This is a genomic window from Alkalilimnicola ehrlichii, from assembly GCF_003399765.1.
Classification (GTDB): Bacteria; Pseudomonadota; Gammaproteobacteria; order Nitrococcales; family AK92; genus AK92.
This window is the reverse complement of the sequence record NZ_NFZV01000006.1, coordinates 21,626-37,542: the sequence shown is the minus strand read 5'-3', so window position 1 is coordinate 37,542 and position 15,917 is coordinate 21,626. Positions and strand designations below refer to the sequence as shown.

Annotated in this window: 16 protein-coding genes and 2 pseudogenes; 9 read left to right on the top strand and 9 right to left on the bottom strand. The window is 58.1% G+C overall.

Features of this window, described 5'->3' with window-relative positions:
- The first annotated feature begins 73 nt into the window (after window positions 1-73).
- Window positions 74-847 (top strand): exodeoxyribonuclease III, encoded by a 774-nt coding sequence (locus tag CAI21_RS07480; protein WP_116301723.1) that lies wholly within the window; start codon window positions 74-76, stop codon window positions 845-847.
- A gap of 75 nt (window positions 848-922) precedes the next feature.
- Here the strand turns inward: CAI21_RS07480 and CAI21_RS07475 are convergent, their stop codons facing one another.
- Both CAI21_RS07475 and CAI21_RS07470 read right to left on the bottom strand, forming a co-directional pair.
- Window positions 923-1,201, bottom strand: a complete 279-nt coding sequence (locus CAI21_RS07475; RefSeq protein WP_116301722.1) for a glutaredoxin family protein — start codon at window positions 1,199-1,201, stop codon at window positions 923-925.
- 99 nt (window positions 1,202-1,300) lie between these two features.
- Window positions 1,301-1,897, bottom strand: a complete 597-nt coding sequence (locus tag CAI21_RS07470; RefSeq protein WP_116301721.1) for a transglycosylase SLT domain-containing protein — start codon at window positions 1,895-1,897, stop codon at window positions 1,301-1,303.
- 271 nt (window positions 1,898-2,168) lie between these two features.
- Between CAI21_RS07470 and CAI21_RS07465 the strand changes: the two genes are divergently transcribed.
- The 3 genes from CAI21_RS07465 to CAI21_RS07455 are packed head-to-tail and all read left to right on the top strand — an operon-like array spanning window position 2,169 to window position 3,678.
- A complete protein-coding gene (locus CAI21_RS07465; RefSeq protein WP_181919309.1) occupies window positions 2,169-2,900 on the top strand; it encodes a PA14 domain-containing protein in 732 nt (243 codons plus the stop codon).
- The gene (locus tag CAI21_RS07460) at window positions 2,897-3,097 is read left to right on the top strand and encodes a PA14 domain-containing protein (protein ID WP_258868036.1); all 201 of its coding nucleotides are present in this window, start codon (window positions 2,897-2,899) and stop codon (window positions 3,095-3,097) included. Before CAI21_RS07465 ends, CAI21_RS07460 begins: the two co-directional genes overlap by 4 nt.
- Before the next feature lie 29 nt (window positions 3,098-3,126).
- Complete coding sequence (locus tag CAI21_RS07455) at window positions 3,127-3,678, top strand: hypothetical protein (protein ID WP_116301718.1); 552 nt, start codon at window positions 3,127-3,129, stop codon at window positions 3,676-3,678.
- Between the two features lie 57 nt (window positions 3,679-3,735).
- On the opposite strand, the pseudogene trxB reads toward CAI21_RS07455, so the two are convergent.
- The 3 genes and pseudogenes from trxB to CAI21_RS07440 all read right to left on the bottom strand — a co-directional run bounded on the left by trxB (window position 3,736) and on the right by CAI21_RS07440 (window position 7,096).
- Window positions 3,736-4,697: pseudogene (trxB, locus tag CAI21_RS07450) on the bottom strand (thioredoxin-disulfide reductase).
- Window positions 4,698-4,877: 180 nt separating this feature from the next.
- The gene (locus CAI21_RS07445; RefSeq protein ID WP_116301717.1) at window positions 4,878-5,246 is read right to left on the bottom strand and encodes a response regulator; all 369 of its coding nucleotides are present in this window, start codon (window positions 5,244-5,246) and stop codon (window positions 4,878-4,880) included.
- A 302-nt stretch (window positions 5,247-5,548) separates the two neighbouring features.
- Complete coding sequence (locus CAI21_RS07440; protein ID WP_181919308.1) at window positions 5,549-7,096, bottom strand: AmpG family muropeptide MFS transporter; 1,548 nt, start codon at window positions 7,094-7,096, stop codon at window positions 5,549-5,551.
- A gap of 142 nt (window positions 7,097-7,238) precedes the next feature.
- Between CAI21_RS07440 and CAI21_RS07435 the strand changes: the two genes are divergently transcribed.
- The 3 genes and pseudogenes from CAI21_RS07435 to CAI21_RS07425 form a co-directional block, all read left to right on the top strand.
- Window positions 7,239-7,568 (top strand): Rieske (2Fe-2S) protein, encoded by a 330-nt coding sequence (locus tag CAI21_RS07435; RefSeq protein WP_116301715.1) that lies wholly within the window; start codon window positions 7,239-7,241, stop codon window positions 7,566-7,568.
- 286 nt (window positions 7,569-7,854) lie between these two features.
- Entirely contained in the window at window positions 7,855-8,265 is a 411-nt protein-coding gene (locus tag CAI21_RS07430) for a tetratricopeptide repeat protein (protein WP_116301714.1), read from the top strand.
- Window positions 8,266-8,643: 378 nt separating this feature from the next.
- Window positions 8,644-9,672, top strand: a pseudogene (locus CAI21_RS07425) (response regulator); the annotation flags it as partial.
- Window positions 9,673-9,749: 77 nt separating this feature from the next.
- Here CAI21_RS07425 and nfi read toward each other — a convergent pair.
- From nfi to CAI21_RS07405, 3 genes are all read right to left on the bottom strand, one after another.
- A complete protein-coding gene (gene nfi, locus CAI21_RS07420) occupies window positions 9,750-10,448 on the bottom strand; it encodes a deoxyribonuclease V (protein WP_181919307.1) in 699 nt (232 codons plus the stop codon).
- Window positions 10,445-10,738, bottom strand: coding sequence for a DUF6763 family protein (locus CAI21_RS07415; RefSeq protein WP_116301712.1), 294 nt, complete (start codon window positions 10,736-10,738; stop codon window positions 10,445-10,447). The genes nfi and CAI21_RS07415 overlap by 4 nt, the downstream gene beginning before the upstream one ends.
- Window positions 10,739-11,023: 285 nt before the next feature.
- Window positions 11,024-12,067, bottom strand: coding sequence for an NADP(H)-dependent aldo-keto reductase (locus tag CAI21_RS07405; protein WP_116301710.1), 1,044 nt, complete (start codon window positions 12,065-12,067; stop codon window positions 11,024-11,026).
- A 286-nt stretch (window positions 12,068-12,353) separates the two neighbouring features.
- On the opposite strand from CAI21_RS07405, the gene CAI21_RS07400 reads away from it, so the two are divergent.
- Window positions 12,354-12,995, top strand: a complete 642-nt coding sequence (locus tag CAI21_RS07400; protein ID WP_147305056.1) for a hypothetical protein — start codon at window positions 12,354-12,356, stop codon at window positions 12,993-12,995.
- A gap of 170 nt (window positions 12,996-13,165) precedes the next feature.
- Here the strand turns inward: CAI21_RS07400 and CAI21_RS07395 are convergent, their stop codons facing one another.
- Complete coding sequence (locus tag CAI21_RS07395; protein WP_116301708.1) at window positions 13,166-13,579, bottom strand: VOC family protein; 414 nt, start codon at window positions 13,577-13,579, stop codon at window positions 13,166-13,168.
- A 359-nt stretch (window positions 13,580-13,938) separates the two neighbouring features.
- Between CAI21_RS07395 and CAI21_RS07390 the strand changes: the two genes are divergently transcribed.
- Window positions 13,939-15,891, top strand: coding sequence for a right-handed parallel beta-helix repeat-containing protein (locus CAI21_RS07390; protein WP_181919306.1), 1,953 nt, complete (start codon window positions 13,939-13,941; stop codon window positions 15,889-15,891).
- The last annotated feature ends 26 nt before the right edge of the window (window positions 15,892-15,917 follow it).

Below are 15,917 nucleotides of genomic sequence, written 5' to 3'. Positions count from 1 at the left end.
CCAATGGAAAGGAGATCCGCCGCTAGCGGCAAGGAGGTGGCCGCGCGGGTTTGCCTACTGAGTTTGTACGACGATGAAAATCACCTCCGTTAATGTCAACGGCATCCGAGCCGCTGCCCGTAAGGGTTTTTTCGATTGGTTGGCCGGGGAGCAGCCGGACGTGCTGTGTTTGCAGGAAATCAAAGCAAAGCCCGAGCAATTAATGGATGCGACCTTCCGCCCCGAAGGTTACTTTCCCTTCTTTCATTCGGCGGAGAAGCCCGGCTATAGCGGTGTCGCCTTGTACGCCAAACGTGAGCCGGATGCTGTACAGACTGGTATCGGTTGGGCCGATGTGGATGCCGAAGGGCGTTATCTCGAAGCCCGTTTCGGCGACCTTTCCGTCATCTCCCTCTATATGCAATCAGGCTCTTCTAGCGAAGCGCGACAGGCGGTCAAGTACGATTTCATGGACCGTTTCTACGAGCACCTGCGCGAGTTGTCGACCAATGGGCGGGAGTACATCATCTGCGGCGACTGGAACATCGCGCATAAAGAAATCGACCTAAAGAACTGGAAGAGCAACCAGAAAAACTCTGGGTTTCTACCCGAGGAGCGAGCGTGGCTTACGCGCGTGTTCGACGAGCTGGGCTTCGTCGACGCCTTTCGTGTGGTTAACCAAGAGGCCGAACAATATACTTGGTGGTCGAATCGTGGCCAGGCTTGGGCGAAAAACGTCGGCTGGCGGATCGACTATCATGTGGTTACGCAGGCATTGAAGGAGAGAATACGCAGCGCCGCAATCTATACCGACGAGCGCTTCTCCGATCATGCGCCTCTGACGCTGGAATACGACTACCCGTTCTAGTTATTCGATTTGCCGGTTCGGCGGGCAGAGCGTTTACCGGCGAGCCGTACCCGTAGGGACGCTGACCGCTTCTGCTTAGCCGAAATGCGTTCTCAAGTAGTCGATTATGTCGGCGGATTCGTACATCCACTCCGTGTCGCCATCAGTGTGGTCGATCCGAAGGCAGGGGACGGTACCGCGGCCGCCACCGGCAATGAGTTCGCGGCGATGCTCCGGTTGCCGCGTCGTGTCGCGAATCTCGAGTTCTAACCCTAACTCTTGCATCGCGATCCGGACTTGGACGCAGAAGGGGCAGTAGTCGGACTGATACAAGGCTAATTGTTCTGGTGCCGGATGCGGTGCGTTGTTGCTCATACTCTCTTTTCCATGCGTCGATTCAAAGAACGCCGACATCCTTGCTGCCTGCGTCCGTCCCGCCGAATCTGCAAGTGGGTAAGGTTTGTTCAGCGCTTCCTAAAATGGGTTCAGGGCTCGCCGTACACGCCCTCGCTGGCAGTCCCGAAGTTGCTGCTCGTAGCGTTGAGCATTGCGCTCCACCCGATGCGAGACATCGATCAGCCAGCTCTTGTCGCGGTAGGTTTGTCGCCGAAACCCTCCGTGCCCTTCATGATAAGCCAGGTACTGGTTGCGAGCATCGGTTTTTGCAATTCCAAGCGTACGTGCGCTGACGTCAGTGTACCAGCCGATAAAGTCGGTCGCATGGGCGAAGCGTGTACGCCGTGCAAAGCGGCGCCCGGTTTGTTCGCGGTACCAGTCCCAGGTTCCGTCTTTGGCTTGCGCAAACCCATATGCGGATGACGGTCGTACAGTCGGAATGCCGAGAAAGCGCTTACGGGGCGGCCGGGCGCGTGCTCGAAAGCTCGATTCTTGATGAATGATCGCCATCTGTACGTGGACCGGCACACCCCATTGTCGTTCGGTGCGCTCGGCAGCCCGCTGCCAATGCGGTTTCTCGGCGAAAATATCGCAAACATTGTTGATGTTGCTTGGGGGCGTACTAGCGCAGCCGCCGATCATGAGTAGCGCAAGAAGAATGAGGCTCAGACGCATGGCATGTTCTTGTTTGAGTTGACCCGCGCAAGTTTACCCTGCCAGAGCCGGGAGCGGTTACATCTTGATCGCCTAGTGTGACGTAGGCCACGTTGTCCAAGGTAACGTAGCACTCTCTGCCGCCTAACCTTTGTTTACCCTTAGCGGGGTGCTGAAAAGAAGGCACTGACGGATGCATTTCCTTGGCAGGGGCGCGATGTGCAGCGGTCGGGCACCGTTCGGTTTACGAGCCTTCGCCTTCGGCAAGAATTTTCCTGATGCGGATGCCACGATGGAGAAAGCGCTTAAGCAAAGGAGACCGCAAGGGCGAGTCGGCGGCGTCCGGTGGGTGTTGCGGATCGGTGCGACGATGTTGTTGTTGGGCACCGGTTTGGCGAGCGCTGCAAGCGTTATGCAAGAGATCTGGGATGATGTGCCAGGGCCGCAACTGGAGTCTTTGCTCGGACATCCCGACTTTCCCCACCGGCCCGATCGTCTACAGCCCTTATCTCGCTTCGAGATCTCCGCCAATAGCGGGAATCACTACGGTAGCCGCGTGCGGGCTTATCTTAAACCCCCGCGCAGCGGGTGGTACACGTTTTGGCTCGCCAGCGACGATCAGGGCGAGTTGTGGCTAAGTACCGACGAGCGGCCCGAGAACAAGGTGCGCATAGCCTCAGTGCCCGGTTGGACGATGCCGCGGCAATGGGATAAATATGCCGAGCAAAAGTCCGCGGGCGTGTGGTTGGCCGGCGGGCGCCGCTATTACATTGAGGCGCTGCATAAAGAAGGCATTGGAGACGATCACTTGGCCGTTGCCTGGGCTGGCCCCGATAAAGCGCGGCAAGTGATCGGCGGAGCCAATTTGTCCCCCCTGGCAGTGCATCGTCAGCAGGACGTTTTAGTCGGCGGCGGTTTGACTGCGGATTACTACGGCGAGCCGGGTCTTCGTCATTGGCTCTTGACCCGCGTCGATCCCAAAATCGATTTGCCTGGGGTAGCCGGGCGCCGGCAGCTCATATGAGCGAAGCGCCCTTTAGTGTGCGTTGGACCGGACGTTTGCGAACGCCGCATGAGCACGGGACGCAGATTTATAGCTTCTATGTCGTAAGCGATACAGCGGTGCGGCTCTGGGTGGGCGAGGAGCTTCTGCTCGACGGTCGCGGGGCGCGCGAAGCACAACATACTCTGCAAGGGGGGACGAATACCCCTTACGCTTAGAGTACGTTCGCGCCGGTGCCGAAGCCGAAGTGCGCTTATTATGGCAGACGGAAGGCGTGCCTAAGCAAGTCATACCGACCTCGGCCCTGCTGCCGGCCGATAGCACAACTCCGCCGGAGATTCGAGACAGCGACGGCGATGGTTTGCCCGATTATTGGAAGTTCGCTCACGGCCTCGACCCCTTTAGCGGAGAGGGCGGCGAAGCGCCTTTCGGTCAGAACGGCAAGAGCCATCGAGATGCGTTCTTGAGCGGCGCAGGCCCGTACGGTTGGTCGAACCGTCAGGTACGAATGCGGTGGGCTGCTCCCTTGGTTCGAACCGATGGCAAGCCGATGGCTCAGGAAGAGTTGGCCGGTTACCGGTTACGGATCGATAGCGATACCGGCTATCACTCTTGGACATTGGATATTCCCGAGCCGAAGCGGCGAGAACTGGTGCTGCAGGGCTTGGCGCCGGAATATAACTGGTTTCTAAGTGTTCGCGCATACGACCGGCAAGGGCGGGAGGGGCCGCCGGCGCGTCATAGGCTGCCGGCTAGCGAAATGGAGCCGCAGCCGATCCGTATTCGTCCGGATCGTTAGTGCTTCGTAGGTTGCGAGTTAGGTCACTCGCAACCTACGCGAGCAGGGCGGGTGCGATTAGTGCGCTTCGCCGACTTCTTCCAGATAACGCTCGGCGTCGAGAGCCGCCATGCAACCCGTGCCGGCGGAAGTAATAGCCTGCCGATACACGTGGTCCATAACGTCCCCAGCGGCGAATACGCCCGCTACGCTGGTGGCGGTAGCATTACCCGCTGTACCGCTATTGACCTTGATATAGCCGCCTTCCATGTCGAGCTGCCCCTCGAACATGCCCGTATTGGGCGAGTGGCCGATGGCGATGAAGACGCCGGCCAGTTCGATGTCGCGCGTGCTCTCGTCCTGGGTCGAGCGAATACGCATGCCGGTGACGCCGGTTTCATCGCCCAGTACCTCGTCGAGCGTATGGTTCCAGACGATATTGACGTTGCCGTCGCGCTCTTTCGCGAATAATTTATCCTGTAGGATTTTCTCCGAGCGCAGGCTATCGCGCCGGTGAACGAGGGTCACGCTGCGGGCGATATTCGACAGATACAACGCTTCTTCAACAGCTGTGTTGCCGCCGCCGATAACCGCTACGTCTTGGTTGCGGTAAAAGAACCCGTCGCACGTTGCGCAGGCGGATACGCCTTTGCCCATAAACGCTTCCTCCGAAGGAAGTCCAAGATAGCGAGCGCTGGCGCCGGTGGCGACGATGAGGGCGTCGCAGGTATACACGCCTTGGTCGCCAGTCAGGCGGAACGGGCGCTGCTTAAGGTCGACCTGATTAATGTGGTCGAAAATAATCTCCGTCTCGAAGCGCTCCGCATGCGCTTGCATTCGCTGCATTAGCTCCGGGCCTTGCACGCCTTCTGCATCACCGGGCCAATTGTCGACATCGGTAGTCGTGGTGAGCTGACCGCCCATTTCCATACCGGTGACCAATACCGGCTTCAGATTAGCTCGGGCTGCATAGACGGCTGCTGTGTAGCCGGCAGTCCGGACCCGAGGATCAGTAGCCGTGCGTGCTTGTTCTCGCTCATAACAATACTCCAATCTAAACGCCGCCAGCATCACGAAAGCGTAGACGATACCGTGACAATCCTTGCTGCGAGTGTACGCAGTGGGTGCCGATTAATGAAATACATTTCAAGAATCTGACCCATAGGTAAGTTCTATCGTCGTTGCCGATTCTTAACCGGCCCCGAAGCTGCGTCATCGTATCAGGCAGACGTCAGAAGCGTATTGATGGTGCGCAATAAGTCCGCTTCGGTCGGTGGTTTGATGAGGTAGCCGCTGGCGCCTTGGCGTTCGCCATAAACCTTATCGATAGGTTCGTCCTTAGTGCTGACGATAACGACGGGAATCGCGGACAGCCCCGGATCGCGGTTGATTTCGCGGGTGGCTTGAAAACCGTTAAGCTCCGGCATGACCACATCCATGAGAATCAAATCCGGTTTTTCCTGGCGAGCAGCTTCGATACCGAGGCGGCCGTTCTCGGCTACCAGGACTTCGTGTCCATGCTTTTCCAGCATTCGCCGTAAAGTCAGTGCTTGTACCGGCGAGTCGTCCACGACCAGAATTCGCGCCATCTTACCCCCTCGTAAGGAATATGCCCTTTAGCTGTTGTGGGCCGTCGATCATCCACAGGAAAGTCGTCCGCGGAGCAGTGTTTCTCTCAACAACCCTGTTATATATAGAGAGTGTCTTCGTGATATAGGTTACCGCATCTTGGCGAGCCCTCTTAAGGAAACGCTATTTCCTCTGCCCGCGCCGCCATATTACAGCGCGTTTTGGATACAAAGTCATGTATGAACTGCTGACGAGCCGATAAACGTTGTGGTATTCACGACGGTACGGCGAGCTGCTGTTGCTAATCCTTTTATAAACATTATCAGGTTTCAGCGGGTTTGGACGGTTTGCCGATACCCGTGCCCGCGCTTGTTGGGGTTGCGACCGGTTTATCGCTCAAGCGGCTCATCGCATACCAAAGGGTTAACAGCACGGCAGGAATGCCGGCGATGGATACCAGAATAAAGAACCAGGGGTATCCAAATGTATCGGCAATGATGCCGGAGAAACCGCTTAAGAACTTGCCCGGCAGGGTCATGAGGGAGGAGAACAGGGCGTACTGTGTGGCCGTGTAAGCCTGGCTGGTCAAGCGCGACAGAAAGGCGATAAAGACCGCACTAGCAAAGCCGTTGGCCAAGTTATCCCCGGAAATCGTCAGCATCAGCATGGCGACCTGCGGCGTGATAACGAATGGTGGCGGGTCGCCCGGTAGCACCAATTCCCGCGCGGTCAGCGCCGGTGCCGTGACTTCCGGCAGGGTCAGTACCGGTGAGGTAAGTGCCGCCATGGCAAACGCCGGATCCAACATCGCTGGGACTACCACGGCGAGTAAAGCAAACAATAGGTTGGTCGCTGCGGTGGCGATCGCCCCAATCACCAGCATTCGGCCAATGCCGAAACGAATGACCAGCACCCCGCCGAGGGCGCCGCCGACGAGTGTCATGGCCAAGCCGTAGATGCTGGTCACCACGCCGATTTGGGTGAGAGAAAAACCAAGGTCGATGTACAACGGCTGTGCCATCGCCGCCATACCGATATCGGAGATTCGGTACAGGCCGATCAGTAACAGCAGCACTAGCGCGGTTAATCCGTAGCGAGTAAAGAAATCAAGCAGCGGACAGTAAACGGCCGCAATGAGCCAAGCGCCGATGCGTTGCAGGCGCTTGTTCAGAGACGGGTAGCGGTTTAGAAAGCGCTGTACCTGTTCTTGTTCGACGGCGATGGAAAGCCGGTTGATTTGTCGCGTCGGTTCCGGGCGCACCAGTACGGTGAACAGGCCGATCGACATCAATACCGCCATCGTGAAGTAAGCGACCGTCCAGGATACTTGATCGGCAATGAACAAAGCGCCGGCGCCGGACGTTAGGATCGCGATACGATAGCCGGCGACGTAACTTGCCGCGGCGGCCGCCTGCATATCTTCCGGGGCGGACTCAATGCGGAAGGCATCGATAGCGACGTCTTGAGTCGCCGAGCCAAAGGCGACTACTAACGCGAGTAGCACAATCCAGCCTAGGTGGTCGTTAGGGTTAGCCATTGCCATGCCTGCAAGGCCGCCGGCGATCAGTAACTGTCCGGCGACAATCCAGCTGCGGCGTTGGCCGAGCATAGGCGTCAGTGCGGGCAGGCGCAGCTTGTCAATAACCGGCGCCCACAGAAACTTGATTGAATACGTAATGCCGATCCAGGAGAAAAAACCGATTGCCGTACGCGAGATGTCCTCGGTACGCAGCCAGGCCGTTAGGGTAGAGAATACCAGCAGGAACGGTAAGCCGGCAGAGAAGCCGAGGAAGAGCATGGTCAACACCGGTGCCCGGAGATAAACCGTGAGTGCCGTGTACCAAGAGTGGCTTGGGGTATCCTTAATCATTCGAAGCAAGCTACCTGCCGAAGAAGATTCTTCCGGCATAGTGTGCGAAGCCCATAGGACAGACAAGTACGCAGCGCACATGGCGTGCGAAAATTTGATCTTTAATTACCAGCAGGCTGATGAATAGGGAGGAAGCAGCGTTATGCAAGCGATTTGCCGCTTGAGCGAGTTGCCGGACAACCAGGCGCGCGGCTTTCAAGTAAGTATGGCGGGCGCAGCGGTCGCCATACTTATCTACCGGCATAGCGACGATGTATACGGCTACCGCAACGTATGCCCGCACCGCGGTACGACACTGGACTGGATGCCGGACCGTTTCATGTCGCTGGAGGGCGATTATCTCCAATGCGCAACTCACGGCGCCTTGTTCGAGCCAACCTCCGGGCGCTGTGCGGCCGGCCCCTGTAAAGGGAAAGGTTTAACGCCGGTTGCGCTGACCGTTAGCGACGATCAAGTGTGGTTGGCGGAGTAATTAATTTGCCCCTCAGCGACCAAAACTGACGTAACGCGTCACCTTTAGGAGGAAAGGCCGTTACCGATCTAGGTCGTTTGCTTGGTCTGAGCGGAAGTTATCATACCCTTTTGCCGATCCGGTCCGCTTTCCCGTTGCCTTGGCTTTGTTTGCCTTAACTCTTTTGCATCAGTCGTTTATTGTTTTTTGCCAGTATTTTCGCTTCGTGCTTCTGGCTGCTTTTGTTAAATTGGCATGAAAGCTGCTTTTCGTAGAGCGTTGTCGTTAGAGCACTAGGGGGGAAACCATGCTCAGCGCGTTGGATAAGGCACGCATCGATTATTTGCGGGGTCAGTACCTCGAGCGAGGTGAGGGGCGTCCGGCGGATCTGCCGGCGGCTGTTCGGTTATATCGCCGAGCCGCTATGCGGGGGTTACCGGAAGCACAACATGCACTTGGGTTCTTGTATGCCATTGGTTACGGCGTGGCACGCAACGAAGCCATGGCTGTTGCTTGGCTCAAGGCCGCTGCGAAGCAAGATCATGCGTCCGCCCAACACAATCTCGGCGTCATGTATGCCGAGGGGCGTGGTGTCGAGCAGGACGAGCGAACCGCCATTTACTGGTTCTATCGCGCCGCCCTCAACGGCAACGAAGTGTCAAAAGACTGGATCTCGACTACGCGCGAACATATGTGTGGCGACGGTTCCAGCGACTAGAACGAACAACAAGAAAACTTGTGCTGCTTGATTGCGTTGCTCGGCGAGGGCTTAATGTCTCGCCGAGCTTTTTCTTTGTCATCCCGCCATAATAGCCATCCATATGGTAATCTTCCGGTATCGCAGCCGATCTTAGGGTGCTGCAAATAGTCTTTCAGTACTCTGGTAAGCGAGTGTGGCCGGTCGCCCTGCGACACGCGCGGCTGCGAAACAGACGTTACCCACGGAACGGGCCGTCCGTTGGCGGATTTTTCGTGGTTTGGTGCCCAAAACTTGAACGATCCAGCTACTATCTGGGGGTGCAATGGCGCGGACTATCAGTAGAGCGCTTGTGGTTGACGATTCCCGCCTGGCCCGTATCGCGTTGAGCAAGCAGCTAAAAAACGCGATATAGAGGTTGACCTAGCCGCTAATGGCGGTGAAGCCATCGACTATCTTGCTGCCGTGCGACCGGACGTTGTGTTCATGGATTATATGATGCCGGACATGGACGGTTTTGAAGCGAGCCGCAGAATTCTGCAAAGAAACCCGGGTCTACCGGTCATTATGTATTCTTCGCAGGACACCGAAGAAGACCGCGCACGCGCCGCGGCAGTCGGTATACGTGGCTTCCTCAGTAAACCGAGCAGCGAAGATGCTCTGGATTCGTTACTGAATTCATTAGGCGCGGGCGCTAAGGAAAGCGCGCCGGCGCCCGGTGCGGCCGTGGTGGAGCCAAAGCCCGCCCCGAGCCCGGCGGCCGCGCCGGCATCTGAGCCGGTGATTCCATGGGAGGAAATTCGTAAGGCTGCCCGTAATGCGGCAGTCGAGGCCGCACGTAACATCAGTAACGACGAGTTAGCCCGTTTCCGAGACGATTGGGAGCGTCGCGACGCGGCCGATGCCGAGTTTGTGCGGACAACGGCCGAAACCGCGGCCCGGGATGCTGCAGTAGAGGTCGCGGCCGCCGCCGCACGCAAGGCGGCGGAGGAGGTTGCTGCCGGCATTGCCGAAGAGGTTGCTGGCCGCGTCGGCGCCGATGCCGCTAAGCGGGCGAGTCTGGATGCCGTTTATCCGCAGTTAGATCAGCTGCGCACGGAAGTCATTACGCAGCTGGCAAACCTTAATGCCAGCGATGACTTTAAGGTGCAGGTAAAGGGCGTTGTTATCGAGCACGCCTTGCCCGCTTTGCAACAAGCGCTACAGCCGCAAATCAAAGAAACCGCCCTTGCTATTGCCGAGGAAATGCGCAAAGAGCTGGAGTCGCAGTACGAAGGCGATCTGGACGCGCTGCGGCGTAAAGTTGGCGAGCTGGAAGGGAAGGATATCTCGGCTCAGATAGACGGTTTGAAAAAACAGTTACGTCTGCTCGCCATTGGCGGCGTCATCGCTTTGGGTGTCGTAGCAGCCGTGGCCGTTGTGCTGTAAAGCGCCACACGACCGCATCCCCTTACCCTCGCGGTATGCCGGGGGGTAAGGGCGGTTTGTTATTCCCGTTTCCCGAGCTACGTGTTTGGCTTGCGCCCACGGTTTGATGCAAGTCGATCGGCCGCCCGGATGGGTTCCGGCAGACGATAGCGGCCGATGGTGGCGAGCGTCCAGTCCACGGCTTGTTGGTGGTCGACCCGATGGCCGGGGGAAATGTACAAGGGCTTAACGCCTGTACGGGTTCGAAGTACCGTGCCGATTCTCTCATCCCCGTCCCACAGCGGTTCCCAGGCGCCTTTTTCCGGCCCCGGCTCCTGATGACGGCCGGTCAGCCGACTTTTGCCTACCCCAATTGTCGGAATATCGACAACGAGCCCAAGATGCGTCGCAATGCCTAAACGACGCGGGTGAGCAATGCCCTGCCCATCGCAAAGAATCAAATCCGGTTTAAGAGAGAGGCAGGCGAGGGCGTCGAGAACGACCGGCAACTCGCGAAATGACAGCAGTCCCGGCACATACGGAAACCTGACCGGGGCAAAGGCGACGTGCTGCTCGATTGGCTCCAGCTCGGGCCAACGGTACAGCACAACGGCGGCCCGAGCCGTCGAGCCGCCGTCGGTAAAGCCGGTATCGACGGCGGCCAGATAGCGGACTTCGCCGACGAGCGGCGCGATACGCAAAGCTTCCCGCAGCCGTTTCTGGATGGCGACCGCTTGTGCCGGGTCGTCCGTCCAGTCGTGCAGCGACTCAATCCTTACCGTGTTTGTCTTGCTCAAAGCCCGTCGAGTTCGTCTAAAGGGTTGTTATGGTCGTGCGAAGCCGGCCGGTCTAGATCGACACCATAGTCTTCCGTCATCATATCCAGGGAGCCGGACCAATCCTCCGGCGGTTCTGCTGCTTCGATATCCATTTCCAGCCAAGTGTCGAGATCGAGCTCTTCCAGTGCCCCGTCAAAGTACTGGATATCGATGCTCTCATCCTCAGGATCATAAGCTACGACCTCGAACGTATTGCCATCAACGGTTTGATACCAGTCGCCGACAATCGGTAAAACCTGTTGCGCCATGCTCGTGCTCCTCTGTGGATCCCGTTGTCGATCACCCGCCCGAACTGGTTCCAAAGCTATCGTAGCCTTTGCCGCTTTGGTGCCTGCTCTGTCTCAGGCTAACGTGCTTCCGTGCGGTTGATGTTGCCGACAAGCGGCTGATCGGCAGAGCGGATGGTCGGGGAGGCCGTATTGTCGTGCCCGGCCTGTACCACAGGTATAGGAGTGACGACGAAACCCTGCAAGGTCGAATCGGCGGTAATCTGCCGCCGATTCCGTATTTTCTTAATGAGTTTCGGCAACCTGTTAGGGGCAGGGGTTAGGGTATTCGGTATGAATCGCCTCGATACCTTCCAAAACCGCCTCCGGTAAGATCAGATTAGCGCTATCGATATTGGCTCGCAATTGATCCAGCGACGTCGCGCCAATGATATTGCTGGTCAGAAACCCTTGCTCGTTAACAAACGCCAGCGCCATTTGCGCCGGGTCCAGGCCGTGTTCGCGGGCCAGGGCGACGTACTTGGCTGTTGCTGCCTCGCCGGCGGGTTTCGTATAACGTTGAAAGCGCTCGAATAGCGTCAGGCGAGCACCGTCGGGGCGTTGGCCATCGAGATATTTGCCGCTGAGGACGCCGAAGGCAAGCGGCGAGTAGGCGAGCAGGCCGACCTTTTCCCGATGCGAGACTTCCGCCAACCCGACTTCATAAGTGCGGTTCAGCAAGTTGTACGGGTTCTGCACGCTTACCAAGCGAGGCAAGCCCAGGCGTTCGGCGATGGCCAAATACTTCATCACGCCCCAGGGCGTTTCGTTCGATACCCCGATATGGCGGATTTTTCCGGCCTCGACCAGCTCGCCCAAGGCTTTCAGCGTTTCTTCCATCGGCACCGGAAGCTCGTCGTTCTGCGGCGGCTTATAACCGAGGCGGCCGAAGAAATTCGTTTGCCGGGCCGGCCAGTGCAGTTGGTAGAGGTCGATATAATCGGTTTGCAGCCTCCGCAAGGAGTTGTCGACGGCTTCGATGATCTGGTTCCGCGCAAATACCGTGCTGCCGTCACGCAGGTAGGTTAGCCCGTTGCCGGGGCCGGCGATCTTGCTGGCGAGCACAATGTCGTCCCGCTTGCCGCGCTTGCTAAGCCAAGTGCCGATGTACTCCTCGGTCCGACCTTGAGTTTCCGCCTTCGGCGGCACCGGATACATCTCCGCGGCATCGATGAAGTTAACGCCATGATCAAGCGCATAATCGAGTTGTTGGTGCGCATCCTGCTCGGTGTTTTGCTCGCCCCAAGTCATCGTGCCGAGGCAAATCTTGCTGACCTTGATGTCGGTATTCCCGAGCTGGCGGTATTCCATCGATGATCCTCCGCGTATCGCTACTCAATGATGAGCCGTCATTCTCGGCGAGGCGGCCGCAGGAGGCAAGCTGGTGGCGGATGAATGCAACGCTCGCAGTAACGTGAAGTTTTATAATGAAGTGCGATGGAGTGCGATTAACCTAGCCGATCCAGTTTCAACCGCCGCGGCCACCTCGGCATGCGTTGGCGATGGCGCTAGTGTCTTGGTTGTCGCTGCAAAATATATAGAGAATACTGAAAGCCGCTTCGGTCGTTGGTTAAGTGGGTAGATTTAAGGGGGGCTGATGAGGTTATTAAGAGGAGCGCTATTGCTATTGTTGCTCGGGAGTTTTGTCGCTTGCAGCAACAACCAAAGTGCGGAGGCGGTGGCAACAGACTATGTCGGTCTCGATGACACCTGCATCTCGCTCATCCTCGGTTATCAACCGGTATTGGATCGGCGCGACGAGGGATGGACGAAAGCGGAGCAACTAGCCGCATTGTCTGTGCCGGGTCCGACATGGGTCGAAGTGATTGAACGGGCATATGCGCAGCCTTCTCAATCTGCCGGCCGCGTTAAGGCAGCCGCATATCGAGACTGCGTGTTCAGCCGAGGCAACGTTGCGTTAGAAAATACGAAGGATGTACAGACAATCGATAAGGATCTAGTTTGCTTGTTAGTCGCGCATGGCTATGCCCAAGTTGCCGTGAAACGTGATCAGGGCGTGGCCGAAGCTGAGCAGATTGCGGTGGCAAGATCCTTGTTTAGTTCATTGGGAGATCTGCCGGATACCGTGGCAGAGGTTATCGAGCAGACGGTTGCTTTGAGTTTGCGGCAAATTGACGTCGCTTATCGCCATACGACTGCGTCGCCCGCGGAAATTCTTGAGCTAGCCTACGACGCTTGCGTGGCGAATAGCGGTTCCGGACAACCGTTCGAGCTTTAAGGAAATGCAGCATATCCTTTCCCGGATTAGCCATACGGCTAAAGCGCCTACAGCGAGCGTGTAATGCTCAAGTGCGTGCCGTTATCGCTCGATTCGGCCTTCCACCGGTGAGGAAGCGAGCAAGGGGTAGCCATGCCGGTTTGGCTAGCCCCGCTCGTTGCTATTAAAGGTTATTCCTCATCTGCGGGGCCAACCCAAAAGAACGGGTTATGCGCCACTTCCCATAAATACCCGTCCGGGTCGGAGAAATAACCCGCATAGCCGCCCCAAGATGTTTTCTCGGCCGCCTTAGTAATGGTGGCGCCTGCGGAGGCTGCTTGCGCCAAAACTGCATCGACTTCAGCCTCGGACGCCACATTGTGGGCTAGAGCGAAGCCGGAAAATCCATGAGATTCTGCCGTCACGGCAGCATCCGCAGCCAGCGCTTCGCGTCCATACAATCCCAACCACGTCCCGTTCAGCGTAAAGAAGGCAACGTCCGGGGGCGAGTCCATCCGCGGAAGGTTTAGCCCCTGTTCGTAAAACGTTACCGATTGCGCTAGATCGCGCACACCCAGCGTGATCATGCTAATCCGTGGTTTCATTCTTCGCTCCTGTGTGGTGTATGCGGCGAGATTGTGCGGCCGTGTTCGATGGTTTGAGTGGCCTCCAGATCGACCTGGCTTTAGCTTCCTAAGGATGCGGCTGAGCCGGCCAGCGGGGCAAGTCATGAACTTTAGCGTAAACCGCCTCGGTGAATAAAACCTAAGGTCTAAGCGGCCGAGGCGGATGCTCTCGGCTCGCAAACCGAATCCCTTCTCAGCGCGCTGCAGGCGCACCTTGATTGTCCAAGCACCAGATCCCTCCCAGGCTGTCTGGCAGCGAAACCTTCCTGTCATAACTAGGCGTTAAGGTGGCGCCACTAATGCCTACCTGTAACCAAAACGAAAACGAGGGTTTACCCATGCCGAACGCGTTGCGCAAGAAGGCTGCTCTGGCGCTGGCCATTACCAGTGCGTTGGCTGGCTGTGGCTCCAGCTCGGACAGCAACAAGCAACCTGTTGAGAATCGGGTTATCTATGTTAGTCCCGCCGGGGGCGGAGAGGGGAGCGCAGCATCTCCTACGGATCTCGCAGCCGCGCTGGAAATGGCGAGCAGGGGCGACACCCTGCGCATCCTCGCGGGTACCTACGACAACCTGCCGCTGCCGATCAGCATTAGCATCGAGGAGCTGACGCTGGAAGGCGAAGGCGCAGATGCCAGCATCTGGCTGCTGGATGACTCCGTAAGCGCGTGTTCCCTGATCGATCTGACAGCCCGCAACCTGCGGCTGACAGGTCTGGGCATTGACGCTAGTGTCTTGACGCTGGCACCCGATAACTGTGCCAACCCGACGCTGCTACGCGCCGAGGCGGATGGCCTCACGCTAAGCAATTTGTCCCTCGCCGGCGGTAATCCGTTACCGACTCCGGGCTCCCTCGGGTTGCCGGAGGGCAACGCTTACAATCTGCTGGCCGTGAGCGATGTCGAAGGGTTGGTCGCGACGGATCTAAAGCTGCTCAACGCGCCCCGCCACGCAATGATGGTCAGCCGGGCAACCGGCGATATCGCGGTAGATCGTGTGGCGGTTGAGAACGCCGGCTACCGGGGCATTTACCTAACGGACAGCGGCGGCTATATCGAGGTGGTTAACAACACCGTGCACGGTGTTGTTAATGAAGGCATCTACCTGCGCGACGTCACCGGCGAGGTCAATATCCTACAAAACGAAGTTACCGATGTCCGCTACCGCCCGACCGTGGCGGGAGGCTCCGGCATCGAAGGCGGTATCGTACATACCAATTTCGAAGGCACGGTGGTTACCGTTCTGCGTATGAACACCGTGGACATCGACCCCCAGGGGCATAACCGAGCCCTCAGCGGAGAACCGTTGCTGGATATCGACGGTATCGAAGTCAACATGTTCGGTACTGCCCGCGGCTACGCCTTGGTGGAGGATAATGTCGTTCGCAACACCGACGATGACGGCATCGACAGCGATACCGCAGATACTGCCGAGCTGGATATCGTCATCCGCAACAATATCCTAACCAACATACAGGACCGAAGTATCTCCTTCGTAGCCGCCGGTCAGGGCGTGGTTCGGGGCCTGATCGAGGGCAACACCATTACCGGCCCGACGGTCTTGTTGGATAACGACGATGTGGATGCCGATGGCATTGGCATTCGTCCTCGCGAAGCGTCCAACGTCAACCTGACCGTGCGCAACAACACGGTGAATCGGCCGGGCCGCAAGGGCATCGATATAAACATGAACCGCGGTGCCGGCGATACTGGCCCGGTCAACAACGCGCGCGCGGTATTCCGCTTCGAAGCTAACACCGTGACCGATGCCGGCCAGCGCGCCCTGGATGTGCAGCTCGAAGACACCGCGGAAGCGACCGGCGTGCTCATCAACAACACCGTCTCGGGCGCCGCCGAGGACGGTATCCGGGTGCGGTCCGGCGCGGGCGACAACGACTCCGTCGTGCAGACAACCACCTTGTCGGTTGCGGTCATCGACAATCAGGTGACCGACAGCTCAACCGGTGGCGATGCCGGCATCTTCGCCCGGGTACAGCGCGACGCTCGCTTGTGCCTGACCCTGACGGGCAACGAGTCCCGCAACCCCGGCGCCGATCGGGACTACTTCTTGCGTTCGCAACAGAACTCCGTTCTGGAACTGCAAGGCCTGACGGCCGCGATGGCCGCCGCCGACCCCAGCGCACCGCTGCGTACCGCTCTGGTAGCGGCGGGTAATAGTGGTCGCGACGCCGAGTTCCCGGCACGAGTTCAGAATAACGACGTCGAGATACCCACGCAGGCATGCAGCTTCGTTGCTGCGGAGCTGATGCCAGCCCTGCCGGAGCTGCCCTGAGCTTAGGGGGCGCACGCGTTGGCTGT